The 23,583-nt window shown below is 63.7% G+C and carries 21 protein-coding genes; 9 read left to right on the top strand and 12 right to left on the bottom strand.

Translation table 11 applies throughout. From position 1 onward, the window contains the following. Positions 1 to 161 precede the first annotated feature (161 nt). From ACTIFK_RS06460 to ACTIFK_RS06430, 7 genes are all read left to right on the top strand, one after another. Positions 162 to 776 carry a c-type cytochrome gene (locus ACTIFK_RS06460; protein WP_439542233.1) on the top strand — a complete coding sequence of 205 codons (615 nt, stop codon included), beginning with the start codon at positions 162 to 164 and terminating at the stop codon, positions 774 to 776. 258 nt (positions 777 to 1,034) lie between these two features. Continuing rightward, positions 1,035 to 3,134: an extracellular solute-binding protein gene (locus ACTIFK_RS06455; protein WP_439542232.1), complete on the top strand. Its 2,100-nt coding sequence runs from the start codon at positions 1,035 to 1,037 to the stop codon at positions 3,132 to 3,134. A 4-nt stretch (positions 3,135 to 3,138) separates the two neighbouring features. Beyond that, positions 3,139 to 5,001 (top strand): extracellular solute-binding protein, encoded by a 1,863-nt coding sequence (locus ACTIFK_RS06450; RefSeq protein WP_439542231.1) that lies wholly within the window; start codon positions 3,139 to 3,141, stop codon positions 4,999 to 5,001. A gap of 79 nt (positions 5,002 to 5,080) precedes the next feature. After that, entirely contained in the window at positions 5,081 to 6,199 is a 1,119-nt protein-coding gene (locus ACTIFK_RS06445) for a microcin C ABC transporter permease YejB (RefSeq protein WP_439542230.1), read from the top strand. A 69-nt stretch (positions 6,200 to 6,268) separates the two neighbouring features. After that, entirely contained in the window at positions 6,269 to 7,474 is a 1,206-nt protein-coding gene (locus ACTIFK_RS06440; protein ID WP_439542451.1) for an ABC transporter permease, read from the top strand. A 14-nt stretch (positions 7,475 to 7,488) separates the two neighbouring features. After that, the gene (locus tag ACTIFK_RS06435; protein WP_439542229.1) at positions 7,489 to 9,120 is read left to right on the top strand and encodes an ABC transporter ATP-binding protein; all 1,632 of its coding nucleotides are present in this window, start codon (positions 7,489 to 7,491) and stop codon (positions 9,118 to 9,120) included. A 135-nt stretch (positions 9,121 to 9,255) separates the two neighbouring features. After that, positions 9,256 to 9,699: a hypothetical protein gene (locus tag ACTIFK_RS06430; protein WP_439542228.1), complete on the top strand. Its 444-nt coding sequence runs from the start codon at positions 9,256 to 9,258 to the stop codon at positions 9,697 to 9,699. Between the two features lie 127 nt (positions 9,700 to 9,826). Here ACTIFK_RS06430 and ACTIFK_RS06425 read toward each other — a convergent pair whose 3' ends face one another. Both ACTIFK_RS06425 and ACTIFK_RS06420 read right to left on the bottom strand, forming a co-directional pair. Continuing rightward, the gene (locus tag ACTIFK_RS06425) at positions 9,827 to 10,807 is read right to left on the bottom strand and encodes a C40 family peptidase (RefSeq protein WP_439542227.1); all 981 of its coding nucleotides are present in this window, start codon (positions 10,805 to 10,807) and stop codon (positions 9,827 to 9,829) included. Further along, on the bottom strand, positions 10,804 to 12,258 hold the full coding sequence (locus ACTIFK_RS06420; RefSeq protein ID WP_439542226.1) for a leucyl aminopeptidase family protein: 1,455 nt from the start codon (positions 12,256 to 12,258) through the stop codon (positions 10,804 to 10,806). The genes ACTIFK_RS06425 and ACTIFK_RS06420 overlap by 4 nt, the downstream gene beginning before the upstream one ends. Before the next feature lie 125 nt (positions 12,259 to 12,383). Here ACTIFK_RS06420 and ACTIFK_RS06415 point away from each other — a divergent pair, with 125 nt between their 5' ends. Both ACTIFK_RS06415 and ACTIFK_RS06410 read left to right on the top strand, forming a co-directional pair. Then, positions 12,384 to 13,037, top strand: a complete 654-nt coding sequence (locus tag ACTIFK_RS06415) for a glutathione S-transferase family protein (protein ID WP_439542225.1) — start codon at positions 12,384 to 12,386, stop codon at positions 13,035 to 13,037. A gap of 93 nt (positions 13,038 to 13,130) precedes the next feature. After that, the gene (locus tag ACTIFK_RS06410) at positions 13,131 to 14,129 is read left to right on the top strand and encodes a tetratricopeptide repeat protein (protein WP_439542224.1); all 999 of its coding nucleotides are present in this window, start codon (positions 13,131 to 13,133) and stop codon (positions 14,127 to 14,129) included. A gap of 316 nt (positions 14,130 to 14,445) precedes the next feature. Here ACTIFK_RS06410 and ACTIFK_RS06405 read toward each other — a convergent pair whose 3' ends face one another. The 10 genes from ACTIFK_RS06405 to ACTIFK_RS06360 form a co-directional block, all read right to left on the bottom strand. Continuing rightward, entirely contained in the window at positions 14,446 to 15,423 is a 978-nt protein-coding gene (locus ACTIFK_RS06405) for a type II secretion system F family protein (RefSeq protein WP_439542223.1), read from the bottom strand. A gap of 18 nt (positions 15,424 to 15,441) precedes the next feature. Continuing rightward, the gene (locus ACTIFK_RS06400) at positions 15,442 to 16,452 is read right to left on the bottom strand and encodes a type II secretion system F family protein (protein WP_439542222.1); all 1,011 of its coding nucleotides are present in this window, start codon (positions 16,450 to 16,452) and stop codon (positions 15,442 to 15,444) included. Continuing rightward, positions 16,445 to 17,917 (bottom strand): ATPase, T2SS/T4P/T4SS family, encoded by a 1,473-nt coding sequence (locus ACTIFK_RS06395; protein ID WP_439542221.1) that lies wholly within the window; start codon positions 17,915 to 17,917, stop codon positions 16,445 to 16,447. The genes ACTIFK_RS06400 and ACTIFK_RS06395 overlap by 8 nt, the downstream gene beginning before the upstream one ends. A gap of 7 nt (positions 17,918 to 17,924) precedes the next feature. Next, positions 17,925 to 19,229, bottom strand: a complete 1,305-nt coding sequence (locus ACTIFK_RS06390) for an AAA family ATPase (protein ID WP_439542220.1) — start codon at positions 19,227 to 19,229, stop codon at positions 17,925 to 17,927. A gap of 14 nt (positions 19,230 to 19,243) precedes the next feature. Next, positions 19,244 to 19,981: a CpaD family pilus assembly protein gene (locus tag ACTIFK_RS06385; RefSeq protein ID WP_439542219.1), complete on the bottom strand. Its 738-nt coding sequence runs from the start codon at positions 19,979 to 19,981 to the stop codon at positions 19,244 to 19,246. A 23-nt stretch (positions 19,982 to 20,004) separates the two neighbouring features. Beyond that, entirely contained in the window at positions 20,005 to 21,585 is a 1,581-nt protein-coding gene (locus tag ACTIFK_RS06380; RefSeq protein ID WP_439542218.1) for a type II and III secretion system protein family protein, read from the bottom strand. A 38-nt stretch (positions 21,586 to 21,623) separates the two neighbouring features. Next, positions 21,624 to 22,430, bottom strand: coding sequence for a Flp pilus assembly protein CpaB (cpaB, locus tag ACTIFK_RS06375; protein WP_439542217.1), 807 nt, complete (start codon positions 22,428 to 22,430; stop codon positions 21,624 to 21,626). A 107-nt stretch (positions 22,431 to 22,537) separates the two neighbouring features. Beyond that, positions 22,538 to 23,020 (bottom strand): A24 family peptidase, encoded by a 483-nt coding sequence (locus ACTIFK_RS06370; RefSeq protein ID WP_439542216.1) that lies wholly within the window; start codon positions 23,018 to 23,020, stop codon positions 22,538 to 22,540. A gap of 48 nt (positions 23,021 to 23,068) precedes the next feature. After that, on the bottom strand, positions 23,069 to 23,236 hold the full coding sequence (locus ACTIFK_RS06365) for a Flp family type IVb pilin (protein ID WP_439542215.1): 168 nt from the start codon (positions 23,234 to 23,236) through the stop codon (positions 23,069 to 23,071). Between the two features lie 170 nt (positions 23,237 to 23,406). Next, positions 23,407 to 23,574, bottom strand: a complete 168-nt coding sequence (locus ACTIFK_RS06360) for a Flp family type IVb pilin (RefSeq protein WP_439542214.1) — start codon at positions 23,572 to 23,574, stop codon at positions 23,407 to 23,409. Positions 23,575 to 23,583: the final 9 nt, after the last annotated feature.

Genomic DNA, 23,583 nt, shown 5'->3' with positions numbered 1-23,583 from the left:
TGACGAGGTGTCTCGTTGCAAGGCCGAGCGGGTACTTGTAGGTGCCTGCCCGCCGGGCGTGCGTCGAGAGTCCGATCCGGGGGATTATCCCGCTCCGGACGGCGGGTTCCCGGCGGCACGCGCTGGTGGAGATTAGGGTCTGCTGCTAGGTAATTCGAGTCTTGGATTCGCGCGGCGGAGTGGGCCATCCGCGCATCAAGGGTGAAGAGATGATGGATTCGTTTGAATTGACCAAGGTTGCTGGCGGCGTGCTGGCGGCTCTCCTCCTAATTTTCGCTCCCAAGACTGCGATCGATATGGCGCGACAGAGCCATCACCACGCCGCAGAGTCCAAGGCCGGCTACACGCTTCCCGTCGCCGCCGAAACCGCCGCTCCCGCCGGTGAAGGCGCTCCCGCCGCCGCCGCATTCGACCCAGCCGCCGTGGTCGCCAAGCTGGCCACCGCGAAGCCCGAAGAGGCGCAGGGAACGTTCAAGAAGTGTCTGGCCTGTCATACGGCCGACGCCACGTCGGGGAACAAGGCCGGTCCGAACCTCTGGAACATCGTCGGCCGCGATCATGCCGGTAAAGACGATTTCCCTGGTTACTCCGAAGCGATGAAGGCCAAGAAGGGCACCCCCTGGGGTTACGCCGAGCTCGCGGCGTTCATCCATGGACCCAAGGCGGCCATCCCGGGCACCAAAATGCTGTTTGCCGGCGTTGCCGACCCGGACGAACTGGCCAACCTGATCGCTTTTCTCCGTACCCTGTCGGATTCGCCGAAGCCGCTGCCCTAGGTCTCCCTCTCAGCCGTTGAAGCTGAAGCGCTTTTCGCCGCCGGTTCCGCCGTCGCGGCGCGAGGGCGTTTGGGCGTCATACGATGCCCGTCGCACTGGCCCAGAGGCGTGCATCTTGCCGATCTTTAATCCGAAGGCGGCACAAGGCATGCTAGGACTTCGACTTTCGGCGCCGCCGCTTTTCCCGCGGTGGCCGTGCGCGGGCCATTCGTTTTCTGCTCGGCTCGCGATCAACTCAAATCGCACGGGACACACTTGATGATGGCAGCGGACTTCGCATTCCACCTTCGTTCGGCGCGCTTCGTAAACGTTCTGACGGCGGTGGCCGCAGCCACTCTGTTCTCCGGCGCGGTTCTCTCCGGCGCAGTGGCCCAGGATGCCGGCGCCCCGGCTGAGCCAGCCCCCGGCGCCGCCGCTCCAGAACCGCCCGCTGCCGCAGCTCCTCCTGCCCCCGCCGCTCCAGCGCCGGCCGCCGAGGCCCCGGCGGCGGCTCCAGCCGCGACCGCTCCCGTTCGTCATCATGCGCTTTCGCTGATCGGCGAGCCGCGCTTCGGCCCCGACTTCAAACATTTCGACTGGGTCAACCCGGATGCGCCGAAAGGCGGCGTCGTGCGCTTCTCGATCGAAGGCACTTTCGACTCGCTCAATCCGTTCTCGATCAAGGGCGTCACCGCAACCGGCGTCGGCATGATCTACGACTCGCTGATGGCCGGCAGCCCGGATGAGGAATCGACAGAATACGGACTCGTCGCGGAGTGGGTATCGTTCCCCGCCGATTTCTCGTCCGCGACGTTCGGGCTGCGCCCAGAGGCGCGCTTTCATGACGGCACGCCCATCACGGCCGACGACGTGATCTTCAGCCTCGATGCGCTGAAGAAGGCGCATCCGATGTACGCCCGTTATTACAAGAACGTCGTCAAGGCCGAGAAGTCCGGCGAGAACGAGGTCACCTTCACGTTCGATATCAAGGGCAATCGCGAGCTGCCGCAGATCCTCGGGCAGCTTCCCGTGCTGCCGAAGCATTTCTGGGAAGGCAAGGGCGCGAACGGAGAACCGCGCGACCTCACCAAGACGACGCTCGAAATTCCGGTTGGGTCCGGCCCTTACAAGGTCAAGAGCTTCGATCCCGGCAGCCGTATTTCGCTCGAGCGCGTGCCCGACTACTGGGCGAAGGATCTGCCGGTCTCGATCGGCAAGTGGAACTTCGGTGAACTCCGGTTCCAGTATTTCCGCGACCGGGTCGCGGCGTTCGAGGACTTCAAGTCGGGCCGCGCGGATTTCTGGCGCGAGAACACCGCGAGTGCGTGGGCGACGCAGTTCGGGTTCGACGCCATCAAGAAGGGCTGGGTGAAAAAGGAATCGCTGCCGACGAAGGGCGTCGCGCAGATGCAGGGCTTTATCTTCAACACGCGCCGGCCCAAGTTCCAGGATCCGCGCGTCCGGCAAGCCTTCAACTATGCCTTCAACTTCGAAGACCTCAACAAGAGCGTCCTGTTCGGCCAGTACACGCGCGTGGCGAGCTATTTCGACAACTCCGAGCTTGCCGCCAAGGGGCTGCCCGAGGGCCGCGAACTCGAGATCCTGAAGCCGTTCGAAAAGGACCTGCCGCCCGAGGTGTTCACCAAGGAGTGGAAGAACCCCGTCTTCGCCTCGCGTGAGGATACGCGCGCGAATCTTGCCGAAGCCATGCGCCTGATGAAGGAAGCGGGCTGGGAAGTGCGCCAGGAAATGGTGGACGATCCGTCGTGCGGCATGCTGTGCAAGGCCGGGCGCGCGATCGGGATCGGAGCGCCGAAAACGGAAACCGTGCTGCGCAACGACAAGGGCGAGCCGTTCACAGTCGAGTTCCTGATCGGCTCCGAGGCGTTCCAGCGGCACATCGCGCACTATGCGTCCAATCTCGCACTGATCGGCATCAAAGCCAGCACGCGCGTGGTCGACCCGGCGCAGTACGAGCGGCGCGAGATGAGCTTCGACTATGACATCGTCATCGACAGCTTCCCGCAATCGATGTCGCCGGGCAACGAGCAGCGCGACTTCTGGGGCTCGGCGGCGGCGGGCCAGGACGGCAGCCGCAACACCATCGGCATCAAGAGCCCGGTCGTCGACAAGCTGATCGAAGAACTCGTCGTCGCCAAGGATCGCGCCGAACTGGTGGCCACCACGCGCGCGTTGGACCGCGTGCTGCTGTGGGGGCATTATCTCGTGCCGCAGTGGTACAATCCGAACGAATGGATCGCGACGTGGGATATCTTCGGGCGTCCGGAAAAGCTGCCGTCGCAGACGTCGGCATTCACCCAGATCTGGTGGGTCGATCCGATGAAGCAGAAATCGCTTCAGTCCGTTCGCGGGAACTGAGCTCATGATGGCGCGCCGCTTTCTGCCGGCTGCAATCACGGGTTTCGGCCCGATGGCCCAGATGGCGATGGCGGCCGTTGTGGCTGCTGCCGCCTTCTCTTCCCCGTTAGCCGCCGAGCCGCGTCATGGGCTCTCGATTTTCGGCGATCTCAAGTATCCCGCCGACTTCCAGAACTTCGACTACGTCAACCCGCAAGCGCCGAAAGGCGGGCGCGTCTCGCAGATCGGCACGGCGGGGCTGACGAGCTTCGACAGCTTCAACGCCTACATCCTCAAGGGCGACGCCGCGCAGGGGATGAACCTCACGTTCGACAGCCTGATGGCGCGGGCGGAGGACGAGCCGGACGCAGTCTATGCGCTGGTGGCCGAAACGGCCGACGTCGCGGACGACAAGATGTCCGTCGTATTCAAGCTTCGGCCGGAGGCGAAATTCTCGGATGGAAGCGCGATCACCGCCGACGATGTCGTGTTCTCGTTCGAAACGCTGAAGGCCAAGGGGCATCCCGCGTTCGCCTTTCCGCTCCGCGACGTGAGCGCGGCGCAAGCGATCGACCCGCACACGGTCCGCTATACCTTCACCGGCACGCTGGTGCGCGATCTGCCGATCACTGTCGCGACGCTGCCGATCCTGTCGAAGGCCTATTACACGGCGCACGACTTCGACAAGACGTCTCTGGAAGCGCCGCTCGGCTCCGGGCCGTACAAGGTCGGCGCGTTCAAAGCGGGCACGTTCGTCAGCTATCTGCGTCGTGACGACTATTGGGGCCGCGACCTGCCGGTCAATCGCGGGCAGAACAATTTCGACGAAGTGCGTTTCGAGTACTACCGCGACCGGACGCTTGAGCTCGAAAACCTGCTGGCTGGCAATTTCGACCTGCGCGAGGAGTTCACGTCCAAGGATTGGGCGACCGGGTACGACAAGCAGCCCGTGAAAGATGGCCGCGTGCTTCTGCAGACGCTGCCGGACGAGCGGCCGTCGGGCGCGCAAGGCTTCTTCATCAATACGCGCCGCGAGAAGTTCAAGGACGTGCGCGTTCGCGAGGCGCTCGGCCTCGCGTTCGATTTCGAGTGGAGCAACAAGAACCTCTTCTTCGGCCTCTATGCGCGCACGGCGAGCTACTTCGAAAATTCGGACATGAAGGCCGAGGGGCCGCCGTCGCCCGAGGAACTGGCGTTGCTGGAGCCGTTCCGCGACAAGCTTCCACCGGCCGTGTTCGGGCCTGCCGTTTCGCCACCGGTCACGGACGGCAGCGGCAACATCCGGCCGCAGCTTCGGCAGGCGACCAAGCTGCTGACGGATGCCGGCTGGACGCAGACGCCCGCGGGCTGGAAAAACGCGAAAGGCGAAACGCTAACGGTTGAGATTCTGCTCGACAGTCCGAGTTTCGAGCGGATCATTGGGCCTTACCTCAAGAACCTGAAGGCGATCGGCATCGACGCTTCGATGCGCCGGGTGGACTCCGCGCAGTACGAACAGCGCATGAAGGAATTCGATTTCGACCTTACGACGCAGCGTTACGCCTTGCGGCTCACTCCGGGCGTCGAGCTCAAGACGTTCTGGGGCTCTCAGGCCGCGGCCACCAACGGCAGCTTCAACCTGGCCGGCATCGCCGATCCGGTGCTCGATGCGCTGATCGACAAGATCGTAGGCGCGAAGTCGCGCGATGAGCTTCGGGCGGCCACCCGGGCGGCGGACCGGCTGCTGCGGGCCGGACATTACTGGGTGCCGCAGTGGTACAAGGGCGCGCACAACCTGGCGTTCTGGAACAAGTTCGGCTGGCCGGACGTCAAACCCAAATATGCGCGGGGGGCGGTCGAAACGTGGTGGTATGACAGTGCGAAGGCGAAAGCGCTGTCGCAACGGTAGAACGAGCCTCGCGGCGGGCGTTTGAGGCGCTTGCGGCGCAACTTTCGGCGCTTGCAGCGTAAGGGGACGAGATCGAACAATGGCTGCCTATCTGCTGAAACGCATGCTGCTCATCATCCCGACCATGCTCGGGATCATGCTGATCAGCTTTGTCATCATCCAGTTCGCGCCGGGCGGCCCGGTCGAGCAGATGATCGCCAAGCTGACGGGCAGCGACGTCTCGACCTCGGAGCGGCTGGGTGGCGGCGGACGCGATACGCTCGGCGGCGGCAACCAGAGCCAGCTCGGCCAAGGCGCGGGCGACAGCATCACCTCGAAATATCGCGGCGCGCAGGGTCTGGATCCCGAGTTCATCAAGAGCCTCGAAAAGCAGTTCGGCTTCGACAAGCCGGCGCCCGAGCGCTTCCTGCTGATGATGAAAAACTACCTGACGTTCGATTTCGGCAAGAGCTATTTCCGCGACGTTTCCGTGATCGAGCTGATCAAGGAGAAGATGCCGGTTTCGATCTCGCTCGGGCTGTGGATGACGCTGATCACGTACTTCATCTCGATCCCGCTCGGCATCCGCAAGGCGGTGCGCGACGGCGAGCCGTTCGACACCTGGACGAGCACAATCCTGGTCATCGGTTATGCCGTGCCGGGCTTCCTGATCGCAGTGCTGCTGCTGATCGTTTTCGCGGGCTCGTCCTTCTTCCAGTGGTTTCCCTCACGCGGGCTGACATCGGACGACTTCGAGAGCCTTTCGCTGTTCGGCAAGGTGGTCGACTATTTCTGGCATTTGACGCTGCCGATCATCGCCATGGCGATCGGCTCGTTCACGACGATGGCGTTCCTGACCAAGAACAGCTTTCTCGACGAGATCCGCAAACAGTACGTCACGACCGCACGGTCGAAGGGGCTCGGCGAGCGGGAGGTGCTGTACGGGCACGTGTTCCGCAACGCGATGCTGATCATCATCGCCGGCTTTCCGGCAACGTTCATTGGGGCCTTCTTCTCGGGCTCGCTGCTGATCGAGACGATCTTCTCGCTCGACGGGTTGGGCCTGCTGGGCTTCGAATCCGCGATCAAGAGGGACTATGCCGTGGTGTTCGCCACGCTCTACATCTTTGCGCTGATGGGCCTGGTCGTGAACGTCATCACCGATTTCATCTACACGCTCGTCGATCCACGCATCGACTTCGAAAGCCGGGAGGTCTGAGCCGTGGATGCGCGACGCGACGACGTTCCGAACGATGGCGGTGCTCCGAAGGAAGGCGACGTGCCGGAAGTGGCCGTGACGGATGCGGTGCGGCCGCCGCTGTTTGCGCGGCTGCGGCCGAGCGTCACGCTGACACCCATCAACGAGCGGCGCTGGGCCAACTTCAAGGCCAACCGCCGCGGCTATTGGAGCTTCCTGATCTTTCTCGGGCTCTGCTTCGTGATGATGTTTGCAGAGCTGCTCGCCAACGACAGGCCGCTGATCGCCCACTACAAGGGCGAAACGCTCTACCCCGTGCTGGTCGATTATCCGGAATCGAAGTTCGGCGGCTTCCTGGCCGTCACCGACTATCGCGATCCCACGATCATCGACGAGATCGAGGCGAACGGCTGGATGCTGTGGCCGCCGATCCGGTATTCCTACGACACCATCAACAAAGACTATCCCAACCGCGCGGACGGCGAGGGCAACTGCACGATCCTTCGCGACGGCGTGCAGCACCAGGGCGGGCTCGGGTATCCGGCGCCCCCGCAATGGGCGGCCCAGGCCAAGCTCTGCGATGCGCCGCCCGATCAGCTCGCGCGCTACAATGCGATCGGAAACTGGAACTGGCTGGGGCTCGACAATCAGGGCCGGGACGTGCTCGCGCGCGTGATCTACGGGTTCCGAATATCGGTTCTGTTCGGTCTCATCCTGACGGTCCTTTCGAGCATCGTCGGCGTTGCGGCTGGCGCCGTGCAGGGCTACTACGGCGGCTGGCTCGATCTCGTCATGCAGCGCTTTCTCGAAATCTGGGGCAACATCCCGACGCTCTACGTGCTGATCATCATCGCGGCCGTGCTCGTGCCCGGGTTCTGGACGCTGCTGTTCGTTCTGCTCGCCTTCCAATGGACGTCGCTCGTCGGTGTCGTGCGCGCGGAATTCCTGCGTGCGCGCAACTTCGAGTACGTGCGCGCGGCGCGTGCCCTGGGCCTGCCGGACAGGACCATCATGCGAAAGCACGTGCTGCCGAACGCCATGGTGGCGGCGTTGACGTTCATGCCGTTCCAGCTCTCGAGCTCGATCACGACGCTGACCTCGCTCGACTTCCTCGGCCTCGGCCTGCCGCCCGGCTCGCCCTCGCTGGGTGAGCTGCTGCTGCAAGGTAAGGGCGATCTCGGTGCGCCGTGGCTCGGCATGTCGGCGTTCTTCTCGATCGCGATCATGCTGTCGCTGTTGATCTTCATCTTCGAAGCGGTGCGCGACGCGCTCGACCCGCGCAAGACCTTTGCGTGAGGAGCGCGGGACCGATGGCCAAAGAGGTGCTGATCAACGTCAAGAACCTGTCGGTCGCGTTCCGCTCCAGCGGTGTGACGACAACGGCGGTCAACGGCGTGTCGTTCAATATCAAAAAGGGTGAGACGGTCGCGCTGGTCGGCGAGTCGGGCAGCGGCAAGTCGGTGTCCGCGCTCTCGATCCTGCGCTTGCTGCCCTATCCGGCGGCATCGCATCCCAGCGGTCATATTTATCTCGACGGGAAGGATATTCTCAACGCTCCGGAGTCCGATCTCAAGCGCATCCGCGGCGAACGGATCGCGATGATTTTCCAGGAGCCGATGACGTCGCTCAACCCGCTGCACACGATCGAGCGGCAGGTGAGCGAGACGTTGATCCTTCATCGCGGTCTCAAGGGGCCCGCGGTGCGCCAGCGCGTCCTTGAGTTGCTGACCAAGGTCGGCATTCCCGAGCCGGAAAAGCGCCTCGAGGCGTTTCCCCATCAGCTGTCCGGCGGTCAGCGTCAGCGCGTGATGATCGCGATGGCGCTGGCGAACGAGCCGGATCTGCTGATTGCCGACGAGCCGACGACGGCACTCGACGTGACCATCCAGGCCCAGATCCTCGAACTTCTGCGCAACCTGCAGCGGGAAATGGGTATGGCGATGCTGCTCATCACGCACGATCTCGGCATCGTGCGGCGGATGGCGGAGCGCGTCTACGTGATGCAGAACGGCGCGATCGTCGAGGAGCAGCCGACGGAGCAGCTGTTCGAAGCGCCGAAGCATCCCTACACGCGCCACCTCATCGCCGCCGAGCCGAAAGGCGAGCCGCCGCTGTTCGATGCCTCCGCGCCGGTTGTGGCGGAGACACAGGATCTCAAGGTGTGGTTCCCCATCAAGCGGGGACTGCTCCAGCGCACCGTCGATCACATCAAGGCGGTCGATGGGCTTTCGATCAAGATCTTTGCGGGGCAAACTGTCGGTGTGGTCGGAGAATCCGGTTCCGGCAAGACGACGCTGGGTCTGGCTTTGCTCCGTCTGATCTCGTCGACGGGCCCGATCGTCTACATGGGCAAACGGATCGACGGACTGTCGTCGCGCGAAATGCGGCCTTACCGCCGAGAGATGCAGGTCGTTTTCCAGGATCCGTACGGGTCGCTGTCGCCCAGGCTGTCGATTTTCGAGATCATCGAGGAAGGGCTGCTGATCCAGAAGCCGGAATGGACCAGCGAACAGCGCCGGGAGCAGGCCGCGCGCGCGCTCCGCGACGTCGGGCTCGACCCGAAAGCCCTCGACCGTTATCCGCACGAGTTCTCGGGCGGCCAGCGCCAGCGCATCGCCATCGCGCGCGCGATGGCTCTCGAGCCGAAGTTCATCGTGCTCGACGAGCCGACCAGCGCGCTCGACATGAGCGTGCAGGCGCAGATCGTAGATCTCCTCCGGGAGCTGCAGGCGAAGCGCAACCTTGCCTATGTTTTCATCAGCCACGATCTCAAGGTCGTGCGCGCGCTTTGCAACTATGTGATCGTGATGCGTAACGGTCGCGCCGTCGAGGAAGGGCCGGCGGAAGAAATTTTCACCGCGCCGAAGGCCGAATACACGAAAGCCCTGCTGGCTGCCGCGTTCGATCTCAAGGTGGCCCACCGCGCCGCCGTTGCGGGCTGAACGCTGTAAGCCCTGCGGGTCTCGTTCTCGTCTTGAAATCCGTCGTTCTCTTATTGAGAGCGTTCTCTCCTTGAGGGCCGTCGGCTTTTGGGACATGTTGAGCCCGTTCCGCCCCCCCCTGGTCCCTGAGTGAGTATGCCGAACGATTTCGCATCGACGCCGGTATCCGCCACGATCGAGCAGCTGCGCTATTGGGCGCCGACGATCAAGGATGTGGCGCGCGTGATCGAGAGCGACGGGCCAGGTGACGGCTGGACGCTCAGTATCGTGCCCAGCGTGGTGACGGCGTGCCCCGTGGCGATCACGCTGCAGCCGAGCGGCCGTTTCGACATCCTTATCGCGGGCGAGACCTACACCGACCGCGCGCTTGGCTCACTCGATCAGATCGTGGCGCTGCTCGAACGCATCACCGATGGCGGCGTCGTCCAGCGCCGCTGGGTGAGCTGCGCAACGGGCATCGAGACGGGCGTGGAGACCATGGTCCCGCTGGGGACGGGGCTGGTCTGGCGCAATGGTCCCGAGCCGGACGAGGAATCCGAGCGGCGCGACCGCCACTTTCTCCCGTACCGCCGCATCTGAAACGGACGGGTCATTCTCCCGCGCGCCTAGAGTCTTTCCGATTTTGGTTGGATCGCGGAAAGACTCTAGCCCTTTGCTTTATCGTGCTTCTTATCGGAAAACCGGTTCCCACTTTTCCGGAAGCACTCTAAGCGTCCGGAGCGGGGGACTTGGCTTCCGTTCCGGTCGATTTCAGCCTGCGGATGGCGACGATAGGAGACCCGTCGTTGGCGCGCGCGATGCGCTCCGCGGCCTCGGGCAGCGTTTCCGCCGCGACGGCCATGTGATGGGCATTGGCGTGCACGAGCATGACGCCGTCCGACATGACGCCGACGTGGCCTTTCCAGAAAACGAGGTCGCCGCGCACGAGATTTTCCAGCTCCGGCTGGATCGGCACGGCTTCACCCAGTTCGGCCGCTTGCATGTCGGTATCGCGCGGGCAGGGGCGGCCGGCCGCCTCCATCGACACCTGGACCAGACCCGAGCAGTCGATGCCGATGCGCGTGCGCCCGCCCCACAGATACGGCGAACCGATGAGACGTTCGGCAATGTCGACAAAGTCGCGCTCGAACCGATCGCGTTCGCTGAGGTGGCGCGTCACGACGAAGCCGCCGCGCTCGAGACGGCAGAACTTTTCGCTCCAATCGACGACGCGGACCTCGGCGTTGAGGGGGAGATGCATGATCGGCGGCGTCTTGATGTCGGCGGCCGGGTAGACGAACGTGCCGAGCGATGTGACACGATGCGTGGTCGAAAGAATTTCGGTCGTCAGCGCGGCGGAGGGCACGTAGCCGACATAGCGGTCGCGTTGAAGCTGGATCCAGGCCCAGCCTTCGGCCTCGTCGTACACTTTCACCAGCTCTCCGAAGAGCGCCTCGGTTTCGAGGCCGAGGTTCGGATCGGGCTCGCGGCGCAAGGGCACGACGGGACGCGCCACCTGGCGGACGGAGCCCGCGGAATAGCGCGGCGAAACGACTTGGCCGCGCAGCGACAGCGCCGCGAGATCGTCGCGGAACACGTGGCGGCGGGCATCGAGCTGCGCGGGTGCTGCGCGTCCCCCGAGCGCGGCCGCCGTATCCTTTCGGACGTCGCTGTTTCGTGCGTCGTTATTTCGAGCGTCGTTCGTCATGCCTGGGCTTCTTTGGTGAGCATCGAGAAGAGGGCGCGGGCCGTGTGGGGCTCGCCGCCTTTCGGCCCGAGAGGGCGTGGGGCCGGACGCCAGCCGTAGAGGTCGAAGTGCGCAAAACGGCGCGCGTTCTTGACGAAGCGCTTGAGAAACAGCGCGGCCGTGATGGCGCCAGCGAACGGCGATTCGTAGACGTTGTTCATGTCAGCGATCTCGCTGTCGAGATGGCGTTCATAGCCCGGCCAGAACGGCAGCCGCCAGACAGGATCGCCCGTGGCCAAGCCGTGCTGCGAGACAGACGCGGCGAAGGCCTCATCGTCGGTGAAGAATGCGGGGAGATCGGGGCCGAGGGCGACGCGCGCCGCGCCGGTCAGGGTCGCGAACGTGATCAGCGTGTCGGGGCTCTCCTCATCTGCAAGCGAGAGGGCGTCCGCGAGCACGAGGCGGCCTTCGGCATCGGTATTGCCGATCTCGACGGTTTTGCCGGAGCGGCTCGTCAGCACGTCGCCGGGCCGGAAGGCGTCGCCCGCGATGCTGTTTTCGGCGGCGGCGATCAGCAACCTCAGACGCACGTCGAGGCCACGGCTCATGATGAGCTCGGCGAGAGTGAGTGCCGCGGCCGCGCCGCCCATGTCCTTTTTCATCAGCAGCATGGCGGAGGCTGGCTTGATGTCGAGGCCGCCGGTGTCGAACGTGATGCCTTTGCCGACCAGCGTGACAGCCGGTGCGTCGGCCCGGCCGCCCGGGCGCTGCCAGCGGACGTCGATCAGGCGGGGCTTGCGCGGATGTGCGCGGCCGACGGCGTGGATCATGCGGAAGCCGTTGGCGAGCAGGTCGTCGCCGACGATGGTGTGGATGCTGGCGCCGTGCGCGCGGGCAAGGGCCGCGACCGCGGTTTCCAATTCCTCCGGCCCGAGGTCCGACGCGGGCGTGTTGATCAGATCGCGGCCTTTCCAGACGGCGCCGACCTGATCGACAATGGCCTGATACTCCAAACCGGCCGGAAGCTTGAGGCGCGCCGGCGGGGGCTCGGCGCCACCTTGGGTTTTGTAACGGCGGAACCGATAGGCCCCGAGACCCCAGGCGATCGCCGCCAGCTCCGGTTGCGCCGTGTCGCGCGCGATATGGTAGAGGCCCGCCGGAAGGGTATTGGGCAACTGGCCCAGCAGCAGCTCCGACGGCCCGCACGGATCGCCGGCCGCGCCGTTGCCTTGGCCGAGCACGACGCCGGCCAGCGCGCCTCCGCGGCCCGGGAACACGGCCTGCTTGCGGGCAGCACTCGTGAACCGCGCGCCTTCGAGCCAACGGTTGGCCGTGGCGTCGATGTCCGCAATTGCGGACAGCGGCGTGGCGTCCGACACCAGCCAGATGGGCGTGCTCGGGTCTTGCGTATCATGCGGGGCGAACACGTCGGAGGGAGAGAGCGTGGGCGCTGCGGCGGTCGGTTCGGTCATGGATGGGTCTGGTCTCTGGAATTTCGTAACGACGGCGGCGAATTTTGGTCGCTTGGCGTCACCTTGCGGAATGGGGCAATATCCTTACACACGCACGGCAGCATAATCGCAAGGGGGCTTCGTTCATGGCGGATGGGTACCGGTTGGTCATCGGCAACAAGAATACGTCCAGCTGGAGCCTGCGGCCGTGGCTCGCGATGAAAGAGGCCGCCATCGACTTCACGGAGATCCGGATCAATCTCCGCGCTCCCGATATGAAGGATCAGATTCTGGCTCATTCAAGGGCCGGCAAGGTTCCGGTGCTGTGGGCCGGCGACACCATGATCTGGGACAGCCTCGCCATCCTCGAATATCTGGCCGAGCAGCATCCCGAAATGGCGCTGTGGCCGTCCAATATCGAGGCGCGGGCGCTGGCCCGGTCGGTCAGCGCGGAGATGCATTCCGGGTTTCAGGCGCTGCGCGAGCATTGCCCGATGAAGCTTCTGGCGCGGGAGCCGAAGGATGATCTCATCGACCCGGTGCAGGTCAACATCCGGCGGATCGTCGACATCTGGACGGAGTGCCGCCAGAAGTTCGGCGGCAGCGGTCCGTTCCTCTTTTCGCACTTCACGATTGCGGATGCGATGTACGCGCCGGTGGCATCGCGGTTCAAGACGTACATTCGGGATCTCGCGCCGTTCGGTGACGACGGGACGGCCGCCGCCTACATCGACGCTGTGTTTGCGCTTCCCGCTATGGCCGAATGGTCGGACGGCGCGCGCCAGGAGACGGCCGCCTAACGCCGACGGTTAAGGCTTTGTTGACTGCTGTATCGGAAAGTGACGGGAGAGGGTGCCAGCACCTTCATGTCATGCGATCAGTGGGAGAAACCAATGGCCGACCTCGACGTGCGCTTCGCGATGCCGAAGCCCGTTCGCTCCGTCGGTGTCATTGCGGCCCTGTCGGCCTGCCTGATGCTCGGTGCGTGCGCCCAGGTGGGTGGTGACGAAAGTGGGGGACTGTTCTCCGCCCTGGCTCCTGAAACGGCCCAGCCCGCAGCCGCCCAGCAGCCTTCGGATCCGCTGCAGGCGACCGAATACTGGGGCAAGGAATACGGCAAGAACCCTCGTGATCTCGATGCCGCGCTGGCCTACGCGCAGAACCTTCGCGTGACGGGGCAGAAGCGCGAGGCGATGGCCGTGCTTCAGCAGGCGTCCATCATTCACGGTTCGGACAAAAAGCTGGCGGCGGATTACGGCCGCCTGGCCCTCGAACTCGACCAAATCGGCGTTGCGAAGAAGCTGTTGGCCGTGGCCGACGATCCGACCAACCCGGACTGGCGCATCATCATGGCGCGCGGCACCGTCGTTGCCAAGGAAGGCAGCTACCGCGAAGCGATCACATTCTACGAACGTGCGCAGGCTTTGAACCCGGGGCATCCGTCGGTGCTCAACAACCTCGCGCTCGCCTATACGATGAGCGGGGAGCCGGAGCGTGGCGAGCAGCTCCTGCGCCAGGCGTCCGCAGGCGGCAACGAGAACGCCAAGGTGCGCCAGAACCTCGCTTTGGTTCTCGGCCTGCAGGGCAAGTATGATGAGGCGACGAAAATCGCGTCTGTCGATCTCGAGGCTGCGCAGGCCCAGGCCAACACGTCGTTCCTGAAAAAGATGGTCAAGCTCGACGCCAAGCCGATGACGCCGGCCGGCCCCGCGCCAGATGCGTGGGCTCCGGCGGTTGTCGCGGCCAAGGCCCCGGCCGCGGCTGCTACGCCCGCCGCCGTCGTCAGCGTCACGCCCTCGACAGCTCCAGCGTTGCGCGCGAGCAAGGTCGAGACTGGCTTTGGCGACGCCACCGGCAGCGGGAAAGCCGCGTCGCTGTTCGACGCCGAGTAGGCGCCGGGACACCCGTTCCTGCCGCGTCATCAATCTCCTCAAGCTCGTCATCGTCCGGCGCAGGCGCGTCCTTGCGTCCGGCACGCGGCTCCATCGGCAGTTTGTGCGTGGCCGGTGTCCGGCTGCGCGGCGGTCGCGCTTGTGGTTTGAGCGGGCACCACGGGCCGGAGCCATTGTCCGAGCGATTGCGCCGGTTGCGGTCGCCAGTCCCAATGACGACGCCCGCGCGAACGTGTGTGCTGTCCCAGGAGGACGCGATTTCGGCGATCGCGCGGCAGGCGGACTTGTCCTCGTGGGCAAGGCTGCCCGACGCGGCCTATTGCATCTTGAAGTAGGTGATCGCGGCCGGGCCGAGAATGACGAGGAACAGGACCGGCAGGAAGAACACGATCATCGGGACCGTGAGTTTCGGCGGCAGGGCCGCTGCCTTCTTCTCAGCTTCGCCCATGCGTATGTCGCGATTTTCCTTCGCCATCGTGCGCAGGGCCTGGCCGACGGGCGTGCCGTAGCGGTCCGCCTGGATCAGGGCGGTGGTGACGGCCTTGACGGTCGGCAGAGCAGTGCGCTTGGCGAAATTCTCGAATGCCTGACGGCGATCTGGAAGGTAGGAGAGCTCGGCGGTGGTCAGAGACAGCTCTTCGCTGAGCTCGATGCTCTGGTTGGCGATTTCCTTCGCAACCTTGCCGAACGCGGCCTCCACCGACATGCCCGATTGGACGCAGATCAGCAGCATGTCGAGCGCTTCCGGGAACGCGAGCTTGATAGCCTGCTGGCGCTTTTGCGCGAGGTTCTCAATGAAGACGTTCGGGAAATAGTAACCCGCGGCGCCGGCGAGTGTCGCATATAACAGCTTCATCGAGTCCGTCTGCTCGATGTTGGCGATGAGAAAGAAGTAGATGAGGCCGGCCAGGAACGACACGGGCGGCGCCGCAACACGGAAGAACATGAATGCGACGAGAGGGCCCTGGCCCCGCAGGCCCGCCATTTTCAGCTTGTTGCGCAGCTCCTCGTTGTCGAACTGCTTACGCAGGTTGAGCATGTCGACGATGCGCTGCATGAAGCCCTTCGGTGTGTGCCGAAGCTTTCCCTGGCTGCCGCGCTCTTTCGAGAGTTCGGTCAGGCGCTGGGATCTCAGTTTGTCACGCTCCGTCGCCATGACGCGCATGCGCTGGTTCATCTGGTCGCGCGCGAGCATCGGCATGACGAGGGCCAGAATCGTGGCGAACGCGGACACGGCAGCCAGCATCGTCGCCAGAAACTGCGGAGACATGACCGTATCGACGAACTCTTGCATGCGTGATCTCTCGCAGCGTTAGAATTTGAAGTTGATCATCTTGCGCATGATCAAGATGCCAATGAGCATCCAGGATATGCCCACGAGGATGAACATGTTGCCGGAGCGCGTTTCGAACAGCGGCGCGATGTAGTCCGGCGAGGAGGTGTAGACCATGAACATGACGCCGGGGGGCAGGCAGCCCAAGATGCCGGCAGACGCCTTCGCTTCCGCCGACAGGGCTTTCACCTTCATCTGCATCTTGAAGCGATCGCGCAGCACGCCCGACAGGTTCGACAGGGCTTCGGCAAGGTTGCCGCCCGACTGCTGCTGAATGGCGATCACGATTGCGAAGAATTTTACTTCGGCCAAGGGCATGCGGTGCGTCATGCGCTCCAGCGCGTCTCCGAGCGTCACGCCGACCCGCTGTTGCTCGATCACTTCGCCGAACTCGCTCGCAAGGGGCTCGGGGCTTTCCTTAGCAATGACGCTCAGGCACTCGTTGAGCGGCAAGCCGGACTTGATGCCGCGCACGATGATGTCGATGGAATTCGCCAATTCGCCCAGGAATTTCTTCTGGCGGCGCTGAATGATCTTCGACAGCACGAAGCGCGGCAGGCCGAAGCCGCCAACGAAGAGCGCCGCGATCATGACCATCGGCGTAATGCCCGCGCTCGAGGCGGGGACGGCAAATCGCGAGGCGAATGCGCAGACGACGGCGGAAATCGCGCTCGCTATCCAGAAAAATTTTGGGTCGATATCGAGACCGGCGCGCTCGATGAGAAGGCGCAACGTGACCTTCTCCTTCGCTTTCTGCCGGATCTCCATTTCCTTGACGCTGTCGCTAACCTGCTTCTTGCGGCCGGCGGCGATGTCAGCCTGGGAGCGGACGTTCAGCTTCTTGGCGCGGTTCTCGGTGACGTTCGCGACACGCTTGTCCTTGATACGGTCGCTCGAAATGTAGGGATACATGACAGCATAGGCGGTCGCGGCGATCGCGATCGCGGCCACCATCGCCGTCAGCAGGGGCATCATGCCGGCGTCACCCATGCTTCTCACCGATGGGGTTGCCGTTCTCGTCGAGAATTTCGGCCGCGGCGAGGGCTGCGGCGAGACGGGAGTCTTCCTTGTAGTACTGGGCGCGTTCCCAGAAGGCAGGGCGCGCGATGCCGGTCGAGCGATGCTGCCCGATGAGCTTTCCGTTCACGTCCTCGCCCGTGATGTCATAGACGATCAAGTTCTGGAGGGTGATGATATCGCCTTCCATGCCCGTGATCTCGGTAATGTGAGTCACCTTTCGCGAGCCGTCGCGCAGGCGCGCGGCCTGGATGACGACGTCGATCGAGCCGACGATCATCTCGCGAATGGTTTTGATGGGGAGGGCAAACCCGCCCATCATGATCATGGATTCGAGACGGCTCAGGGCCTCGCGCGGACTGTTGGAGTGGAGCGTGCCCATCGAGCCGTCGTGGCCCGTGTTCATCGCCTGCAACAAGTCGAACGCCTCGGGTCCGCGGACTTCGCCGACGATGATGCGCTCGGGACGCATGCGCAGGCAGTTCTTGACGAGATCGCGCATCGTGATCTCGCCCTCGCCTTCGAGGTTCGGGGGGCGCGTTTCAAGACGAACGACGTGGGGCTGCTGGAGCTGAAGTTCGGCCGAGTCCTCGCAGGTGATGATGCGCTCGTCGTGGTCGATGGTGCCGGTGAGGCAATTGAGGAGCGTGGTCTTGCCGGAGCCGGTGCCGCCGGAGATCAGCACGTTGCAACGCACGCGGCCGATGATCTCGAGGATGGTTTTTGCCTGGGTCGTGATGGCGCCGAACTTCATCAATTGTTCGAGAGTGAGGCGATCCTTCTTGAACTTTCGAATCGTGAGGCAAGGGCCGTCGATGGACAGCGGCGGCGCAATCACGTTGACGCGCGAGCCGTCGGGAAGACGCGCGTCGCAAATCGGGCTCGATTCATCGACGCGACGGCCGACCTGGCTTACGATGCGCTGGCAGATGTTCATCAGCTGCTGGTTGTCGGCAAAGCGGACGCCGGTCTTCTGCGTCTTGCCGTTGACTTCGATGAACGTCGTTGCCGCGCCGTTGACCATGATGTCGGCGATGTCGTCGCGGGCGAGCAGCGGCTCGAGCGGGCCATAACCGAGCACGTCGTTGCAGATGTCCTCGAGCAGCTCTTCCTGCTCGGCGATCGACATCACCACGTTCTTGACCTGGATGATCTCGCTCACGATGTCGCGGATCTCTTCCCGCGCGGCGGCGGAGTCGAGCTTGGCGAGCTGTGTGAGATCGATCGTGTCGATCAGCGCGTTGAAGACGGTCGTCTTGACGTCATAGTACTCTTCGGAGTGTTGACGCTGCTGTTCCGCGGTCTCATGGCGCGCAGGTGCCGACACCGGCGGCGGGGCGCTGTGAGAGGCAGGCGCAGGGGCAGACATCGGCGTTGCCGAGGGACTAGCCGGCAGCCTGCGTTGCGTTCCAGGATCGTTCGTACGCCTGCCAAACATGGTGACCTCAGCGCATCAATTTGAGCTTTTCGAGGAAAGGCGCGAGCGGCGACTTTTTCTCGACTTTTATTTCCCGGCGGTGAGCGAGGGTCATGGCGATATCGCGGAAGGCCTGCGGGGCCTTCGACTTTGCGTTGTACTCTTCGATCATCTGGCCGTTGTTGGCGGCCTGTCCGAAGTTCTCGCAATCGAAGTCGATGACGGCGAGCGTCTTGACGTCCAGGGCCGCTTCGAATTCCTTCGCCGTGATCTCGGGGCGCTTCTGCATGTTCGCCATATTGAGCACGAGGTGCGGAGGGGAATCGTTCTTGCGCGTGGTGCGCACGAGATCGATGATATTCTTGGCGTTGCGCAGATTGGCGAGATCGGGGATCGCCGTGATGACGATCTCGTCGGCTTGCGTCAGCAGGCGCTTGGTCCATGGCGCCCAGGTGTGCGGGAGATCGACGGCAACGAACGGCACGTTCTGGCGCACGACGTCGATGACCGTTTCGCACCCTTCGGGCGACATGTCGTAATCGCGATCGAGGACGACGGGCGCTGCAAAGATCGACAGATGCTTGGAGCAGGTGGTCAGCAACCGGTCGAGGAGCACTTCATCGAGGCGATCCGGGTTCTGCAGCGCATCGGCGATGCCCTGCACGGGATCCTGATTGAAATCGAGGCCGGTGGTGCCGAACGCGAGATCCATGTCGGCGATGACGATGTCCGTCGACAGGGCTTCGGACAGCGTCCACGCCACGTTGTGGCAGATGGTCGATGAGCCCACGCCGCCCTTGGCGCCGACGAAGGCCAGCACTTGGCCGACGGGATCCGTCTCCGGGTTGTTGTAAAGTCCCGACAGGCATTCCATCAGGTCGAACGTCGAGACCGGCGCGACAAGGTATTCCGAGATGCCGCGCTTCATGAGGTCGCGATAGAGGACAACGTCGTTGGCCTTGCCGATGATGACGACTTTCGTGCCCGGGTCGCAGCTCTGCGACAGCTCATCCAGTTCGGCGATCAGCTCGCCGCGCGACAGATGCGATTCGAGGACGATCAGGTTGGGCGTCGGGCTTTCCTGATAATGCGCAACGGCGGCGCCCGCTCCACCCATCTGGATCGTAACATGCGTCTTGCTCAGGCGGCGATCTTCCGATGCCATCTGGACGGCCTCGGCCACGCCCGGCGTTTCGCAAAACGCCTGGATGGAGATGCGCGGTAGGGGGCGCGCGCGATCGCTCGGGGCCAGCTCTGCGCCCGAGGCCTCGTGAGACTGAGATGTCTGCGGGTCGAACGCCTCAGGCGCGGACCCCCTCATCTGCTTGGACATGGGTGTGCCTATCGTCACTTTGCGATCTTGACCTTTTCATCGTCAGACTTCTTGGCGCCGGTGGACTCGCCCTTCACGTATTTGTCCCAAGCCGCGTCGCGGCGCTCGCCGGGGCGGCCGCTTTCAGTGCGCGGTCCCAGGAGGTCGGCCGGGTTGGCCACCATCACCGCGAGGTTGCGCTGATTGGCGCAACCGAAGTTGGGGTAGTTGCCGTTGTCGCGCTGGTCGGCGAGATTGGTCGGCCAGTAGCCGCACGTCGGCGCTTCCGCGACGTAACGCAGGTATGAGAGGCGCACGGGCGAATTGTAGTTGTCGCTGGCGTGGTAAGCTTCGACCGCAATCGAACTCTCGGGGAATCCCATATCGCTCAGGATCTGGCGAACTTCGCCCACGGCGTTCATGGCGGCGATTTCGTTGTTGCCGCCGCCGGGAGCCTGAATGACAAGACGGCTGTTGCCGGCATCGGTGGCGCGGGCCCGATCCGCGAAGGCGAGCACCTCGGCGCGCTGCCGCGGACCCAGGCCGCGTGCGCCTGCGCCGACGTGAATCTCCATCGTCTGCGGCTCCTGCGAGACGGAAATCGGATGGCGCTGCGAGGGGTCGACCATCGACCAACCGGCAACCTGGGGCTGGGTGACATCGTGCTCGCAACCGGCGACGGCGGTGGCGACGAGCGCCAGGATCGCGCAGGCGGCCGGCCGCAGGCGCGAAGGCGCGCGGTGCTCTGGCAGCGATGCAAATCGGTACGTCATAATCGCGTCTCCAGCGTCAGCCGCTATTCAACAATAAAGCCGTAGTCGCCCTTGAGATCGCCCACGGGGGCGGCGCTCTCGGTGCCGTAGATCCGGTTGAGATGACCCATGAAATTTGCCTTGCGGTCCGTCGCTTCGGCGAGCCCGTCGAGGGGTTTGGCAAGATCCTTCTGGCTGACCGGCTTGACGAGATACGGCGTGACGATGACCACGAGCTCCGTTTCGCGCTTGATGAAGTCGCGGCTGCGGAAGAGCGTGCCGAGCATCGGCAAGTCCTTGAGGCCCGGGAAGCCGTCGATGTTCTGGCGCACCTCGTCGGAGATCAGGCCCGCGAGGGCGATCGAGCCGCCTGACGGCAGTTCCACTGTCGAGTTGGCCTGACGCTTCTTGAGTGCTGGGATCGAGGTCGAGTCGATCACCACTGCGCCGACGTTCGACAGCTCGCTCACTTCGCTTTCGATCTTGAGGCTGATGCGGCCTTCCGAGAGCACTGTCGGCGTGAAGGCGACGCCGACGCCGAACTCCTTGTAGGTGATCGAGGTCTGGCCGTTGCTGTCCTTGACGGGGATCGGATATTCGCCGCCGGCCAGGAACTTCGCCGGCTCGCCGGAAATTGCGGTCAGATTGGGCTCGGCCAAGGTTCGGATCAGGCCATCGCGCTCGAGGGCACGCATGGCCTTGCCGAGGCGGACGTCGCCGTTGCCCCAGCTCGAGACCGTGCCCGAGTTGCCGAAGGTGCCGCTCGGGCCGCCGTTGTAAAAGCAGGTTGTGCCGGCGCACGAGTTTTTATCATCGGTAATCGTGCTGATGCCTGGAATCGGGAGGTTGCCCAGACCCGCTGCCGCCGTGAGCGGAAGCGCATTGGCCGTCAGCAGGCCGAGGCTGAAATTGCCGGCGTTGATGTCGGCCGCAAGGTTGATGCCGAACTGCTTCAGAAGCTCGCGCTGAACTTCGGCCACGACGACGCGAAGCATGACCTGCTCCTCACCCTCGACGCCGAGCAGGTTCACGACCTTGTTCTTCTCGCGGGTGTCGGATTCGGGCGTGGCAACGATGAAGCGCGAGGCGATGTCGCTGGCGCGGTTCGAGTCGACCGGCGTGCGGACGCTGCCGGTGAGAATGACCGTATCGTTGAGAATCTCGGTTTTGACGTTCGAGCCCGGCAGCAGGCGCGACAACAGAGCGTCCAGCACGGCGGTGTCCTGTTCGACGCTGATTTCAAGCGTCAGCACCTGCTCACCGCTTGCGTCGAAGAAGAAGGCGTTGGACTGGCCGATCTTCTTGGCGATGAGATGCACGCGGTTGGACGACTGCACGACGGCGTCGACGATCTCGGGCGCGGAGACCATGACGTCGCGCAGGTCCACCGGCAACTCGACGAGAAGGGATTTGTTGCGGCCGATGCGTACGGCGCGCGTCTGCGGGAGCACGTCGGCAGAGCTGATGCGAAGCACCGAACTGTGCGCGCTGCCGTCGATCGCAACAGGAATGACATCCCCGCCGGCAAGAGCGTGGTGTGCGTGGAAAGCCAGGGCCGATGCAAGGATAAGTGCCGCTGCCCGAACGAATGTTCGACGGGCCGACGGTTCGACGTTGATGCGCATTGATATCGCCTTTTGACGGACTAAAACTCGAGGCTTACTCAGTTTACGCCGTATGCACGCGAAGCAGTTCCATAACGCATCACTCGAATTGCACTGCTCTCCCTGGACGAGGACGGATCCACACCTGCGGTCGGACCGGCATTGACATCGAGGTCGGCGATCGAGCGCAGTGAAAGACTGATGTCGCCCATGGAATTGGAGAGGGCCATAAGCTCCGCCTGACGCGCGGTCAGCTCCAGCGTCGCGGTGTTGGCCACGCCGTCAGCGGTCTTCTTGCCTTCCTTGTTCTCGATCTGCTGACCGATGGCGAGGACGCGCACATTGCCGAACAGAAGGTCGCTGACGAATTCCTCGGTGCCGGAGCGTCCGCGCATGCGGCGGATGAGGATGACGTCGACGCGGTCGTTCGGAAGGATGAGGTTGCCGACGGCGGTTTCTTCTTTGATCCGGGTGGAGATCGCGCGCATGCCGGCGGGCAGAATGGCGGCAAGCACGCCGCCCTGGCCGGCCTTGACGAGCTTGTTGGGTGTGATCGGTTCACCGGCCATCAGCGGTGCGCGCGCGATCGATCCCGAGAGCTGGGTCATGGCGTCGGGCTGTGCGGTGCGCGTGATAAATCCGGGGGTGACCGTTTCCTCGGGCCAGGATTGCCAGCGGAACAGGCTGTCGTTGGTGATCTGGCCGAGGCCGATGTCGGTGCGCGCGACCAGCACGTCGCTCGACTTGACCTTGATCTCGACGGTTTTCTCGACCGGCGGCCTGCTGACCATGCCACGCACCATGACGAACGCGAGCACGCCGGCGGTGGCGGCGATGGCAAGGCCAATGAGCTGCGGTCGTTTCATAGCGGGCGTCGTCCCATGCCGGCAATCTTGCCGTAACCTTTCGCGTAGAGCGGAAGATTGAAGGACAATCGTCAACGCGCCGTTAATGGCTGTGTCGGATTAGGAAGTTAGCCGACGGCTGCGAGAAATAGTGGGGTCTGAGGGAAGACGGTCAGGGCGGCGCTGGCAATGGCGATGCCGTATGGGATGCCGGTTGACCGGTCGTGGAGCCGAATTGTCCAATCCGTCGCGATCGTTCCGGTGAGAGGAAGCTTGCGGAAATGAAGGATGGCAACGGCGAGGAGGCCACCGAACATCGTGACGTAGATGAGAAACGGCAGCAGGTGTTCGAAGCCGATCCAGAGACCCGCCCCGGCCAGAAGCTTGGCGTCGCCGCCGCCGAAGCCGCCGACGGCAAAGAGGGCGATGCCTGCGGTCAGGACGGCCATACCGGTTGCGACGTGGAGCAGCACGGCTTGGGTGGGCAATCCGAAGGCGATGGCGGCAGCAAAAAAGAACACAACCAAAGCGATCGAGACCCGGTTGGGGATCGTCATGGTCAACAAATCGTAGGCGCCGCCAAATGCGAGCAGCGCGGGGAACGTCAGCAATAGTGCGTACTCAAACACTAAGCACCCATCTTTTCGGCTTCTCCGGTATCAACCGTCGAAGCTGTTCGCCGCATCTTCGAAAAAGCCACTCAGGGAATCTCTGATGTTCCCCATGCTCGCAATCAGGCCCACCGACATGAGCGTAGCAATCAGCGCGTATTCGATTGCCGTCGCCCCTTTGTCGTCGGCCCAGAACTTCGCCAATAGAACTTTCATGCGATCTCCTGCCAGCCTGTTACTCGGTTGCCGTGAACGGTATCACGCAGATTGTTAAAGCGGAGTAGACACAGCCACGGCGCGAGTGTCGATTTGCGCGAACGGGTGTGAGAATGCGAAAGGCCGCCGGGAATGTCCCCCAGCGGCCCCTCTGCTTATGCGTTACGCGCTTAGTTCGTGAGGGCATCCTCTACGTCACCGAAGGTGCCGATCAGGGCGGTCTTAACCTGGCCAAGGCTGGCAAGGATGCCGACGCTGATGATGGCTGCGATCAGGCCGTACTCGATTGCCGTGGCGCCGGATTCGTCCTTGAGGAAGCGCGAGAAGATCGTGGTCATGATTTGTAA

It is taken from the genome of Hyphomicrobium sp. (genome assembly GCF_051860585.1).
Lineage (GTDB): Bacteria > Pseudomonadota > Alphaproteobacteria > Rhizobiales > Hyphomicrobiaceae > Hyphomicrobium_C.
This window is presented reverse-complemented; position numbering and strand designations above follow the sequence as displayed.

What these genes read in the sequence shown, in the direction of transcription:
- ACTIFK_RS06455 (WP_439542232.1), top strand. Translation starts at nt 1,035, where the DNA reads ATGATGGCAGCGGACTTCGCATTCCACCTTCGTTCGGCGCGCTTCGTA.
- ACTIFK_RS06450 (WP_439542231.1), top strand. Translation starts at nt 3,139, where the DNA reads ATGATGGCGCGCCGCTTTCTGCCGGCTGCAATCACGGGTTTCGGCCCG.
- ACTIFK_RS06445 (WP_439542230.1), top strand. Translation starts at nt 5,081, where the DNA reads ATGGCTGCCTATCTGCTGAAACGCATGCTGCTCATCATCCCGACCATG.
- ACTIFK_RS06435 (WP_439542229.1), top strand. Translation starts at nt 7,489, where the DNA reads ATGGCCAAAGAGGTGCTGATCAACGTCAAGAACCTGTCGGTCGCGTTC.
- ACTIFK_RS06430 (WP_439542228.1), top strand. Translation starts at nt 9,256, where the DNA reads ATGCCGAACGATTTCGCATCGACGCCGGTATCCGCCACGATCGAGCAG.
- ACTIFK_RS06425 (WP_439542227.1), bottom strand. Translation starts at nt 10,807, where the DNA reads ATGACGAACGACGCTCGAAATAACGACGCACGAAACAGCGACGTCCGA.
- ACTIFK_RS06420 (WP_439542226.1), bottom strand. Translation starts at nt 12,258, where the DNA reads ATGACCGAACCGACCGCCGCAGCGCCCACGCTCTCTCCCTCCGACGTG.
- ACTIFK_RS06415 (WP_439542225.1), top strand. Translation starts at nt 12,384, where the DNA reads ATGGCGGATGGGTACCGGTTGGTCATCGGCAACAAGAATACGTCCAGC.
- ACTIFK_RS06410 (WP_439542224.1), top strand. Translation starts at nt 13,131, where the DNA reads ATGGCCGACCTCGACGTGCGCTTCGCGATGCCGAAGCCCGTTCGCTCC.
- ACTIFK_RS06405 (WP_439542223.1), bottom strand. Translation starts at nt 15,423, where the DNA reads ATGCAAGAGTTCGTCGATACGGTCATGTCTCCGCAGTTTCTGGCGACG.
- ACTIFK_RS06400 (WP_439542222.1), bottom strand. Translation starts at nt 16,452, where the DNA reads ATGGGTGACGCCGGCATGATGCCCCTGCTGACGGCGATGGTGGCCGCG.
- ACTIFK_RS06395 (WP_439542221.1), bottom strand. Translation starts at nt 17,917, where the DNA reads ATGTTTGGCAGGCGTACGAACGATCCTGGAACGCAACGCAGGCTGCCG.
- ACTIFK_RS06390 (WP_439542220.1), bottom strand. Translation starts at nt 19,229, where the DNA reads ATGTCCAAGCAGATGAGGGGGTCCGCGCCTGAGGCGTTCGACCCGCAG.
- ACTIFK_RS06385 (WP_439542219.1), bottom strand. Translation starts at nt 19,981, where the DNA reads ATGACGTACCGATTTGCATCGCTGCCAGAGCACCGCGCGCCTTCGCGC.
- ACTIFK_RS06380 (WP_439542218.1), bottom strand. Translation starts at nt 21,585, where the DNA reads ATGCGCATCAACGTCGAACCGTCGGCCCGTCGAACATTCGTTCGGGCA.
- cpaB (WP_439542217.1), bottom strand. Translation starts at nt 22,430, where the DNA reads ATGAAACGACCGCAGCTCATTGGCCTTGCCATCGCCGCCACCGCCGGC.
- ACTIFK_RS06365 (WP_439542215.1), bottom strand. Translation starts at nt 23,236, where the DNA reads ATGAAAGTTCTATTGGCGAAGTTCTGGGCCGACGACAAAGGGGCGACG.
- ACTIFK_RS06360 (WP_439542214.1), bottom strand. Translation starts at nt 23,574, where the DNA reads ATGACCACGATCTTCTCGCGCTTCCTCAAGGACGAATCCGGCGCCACG.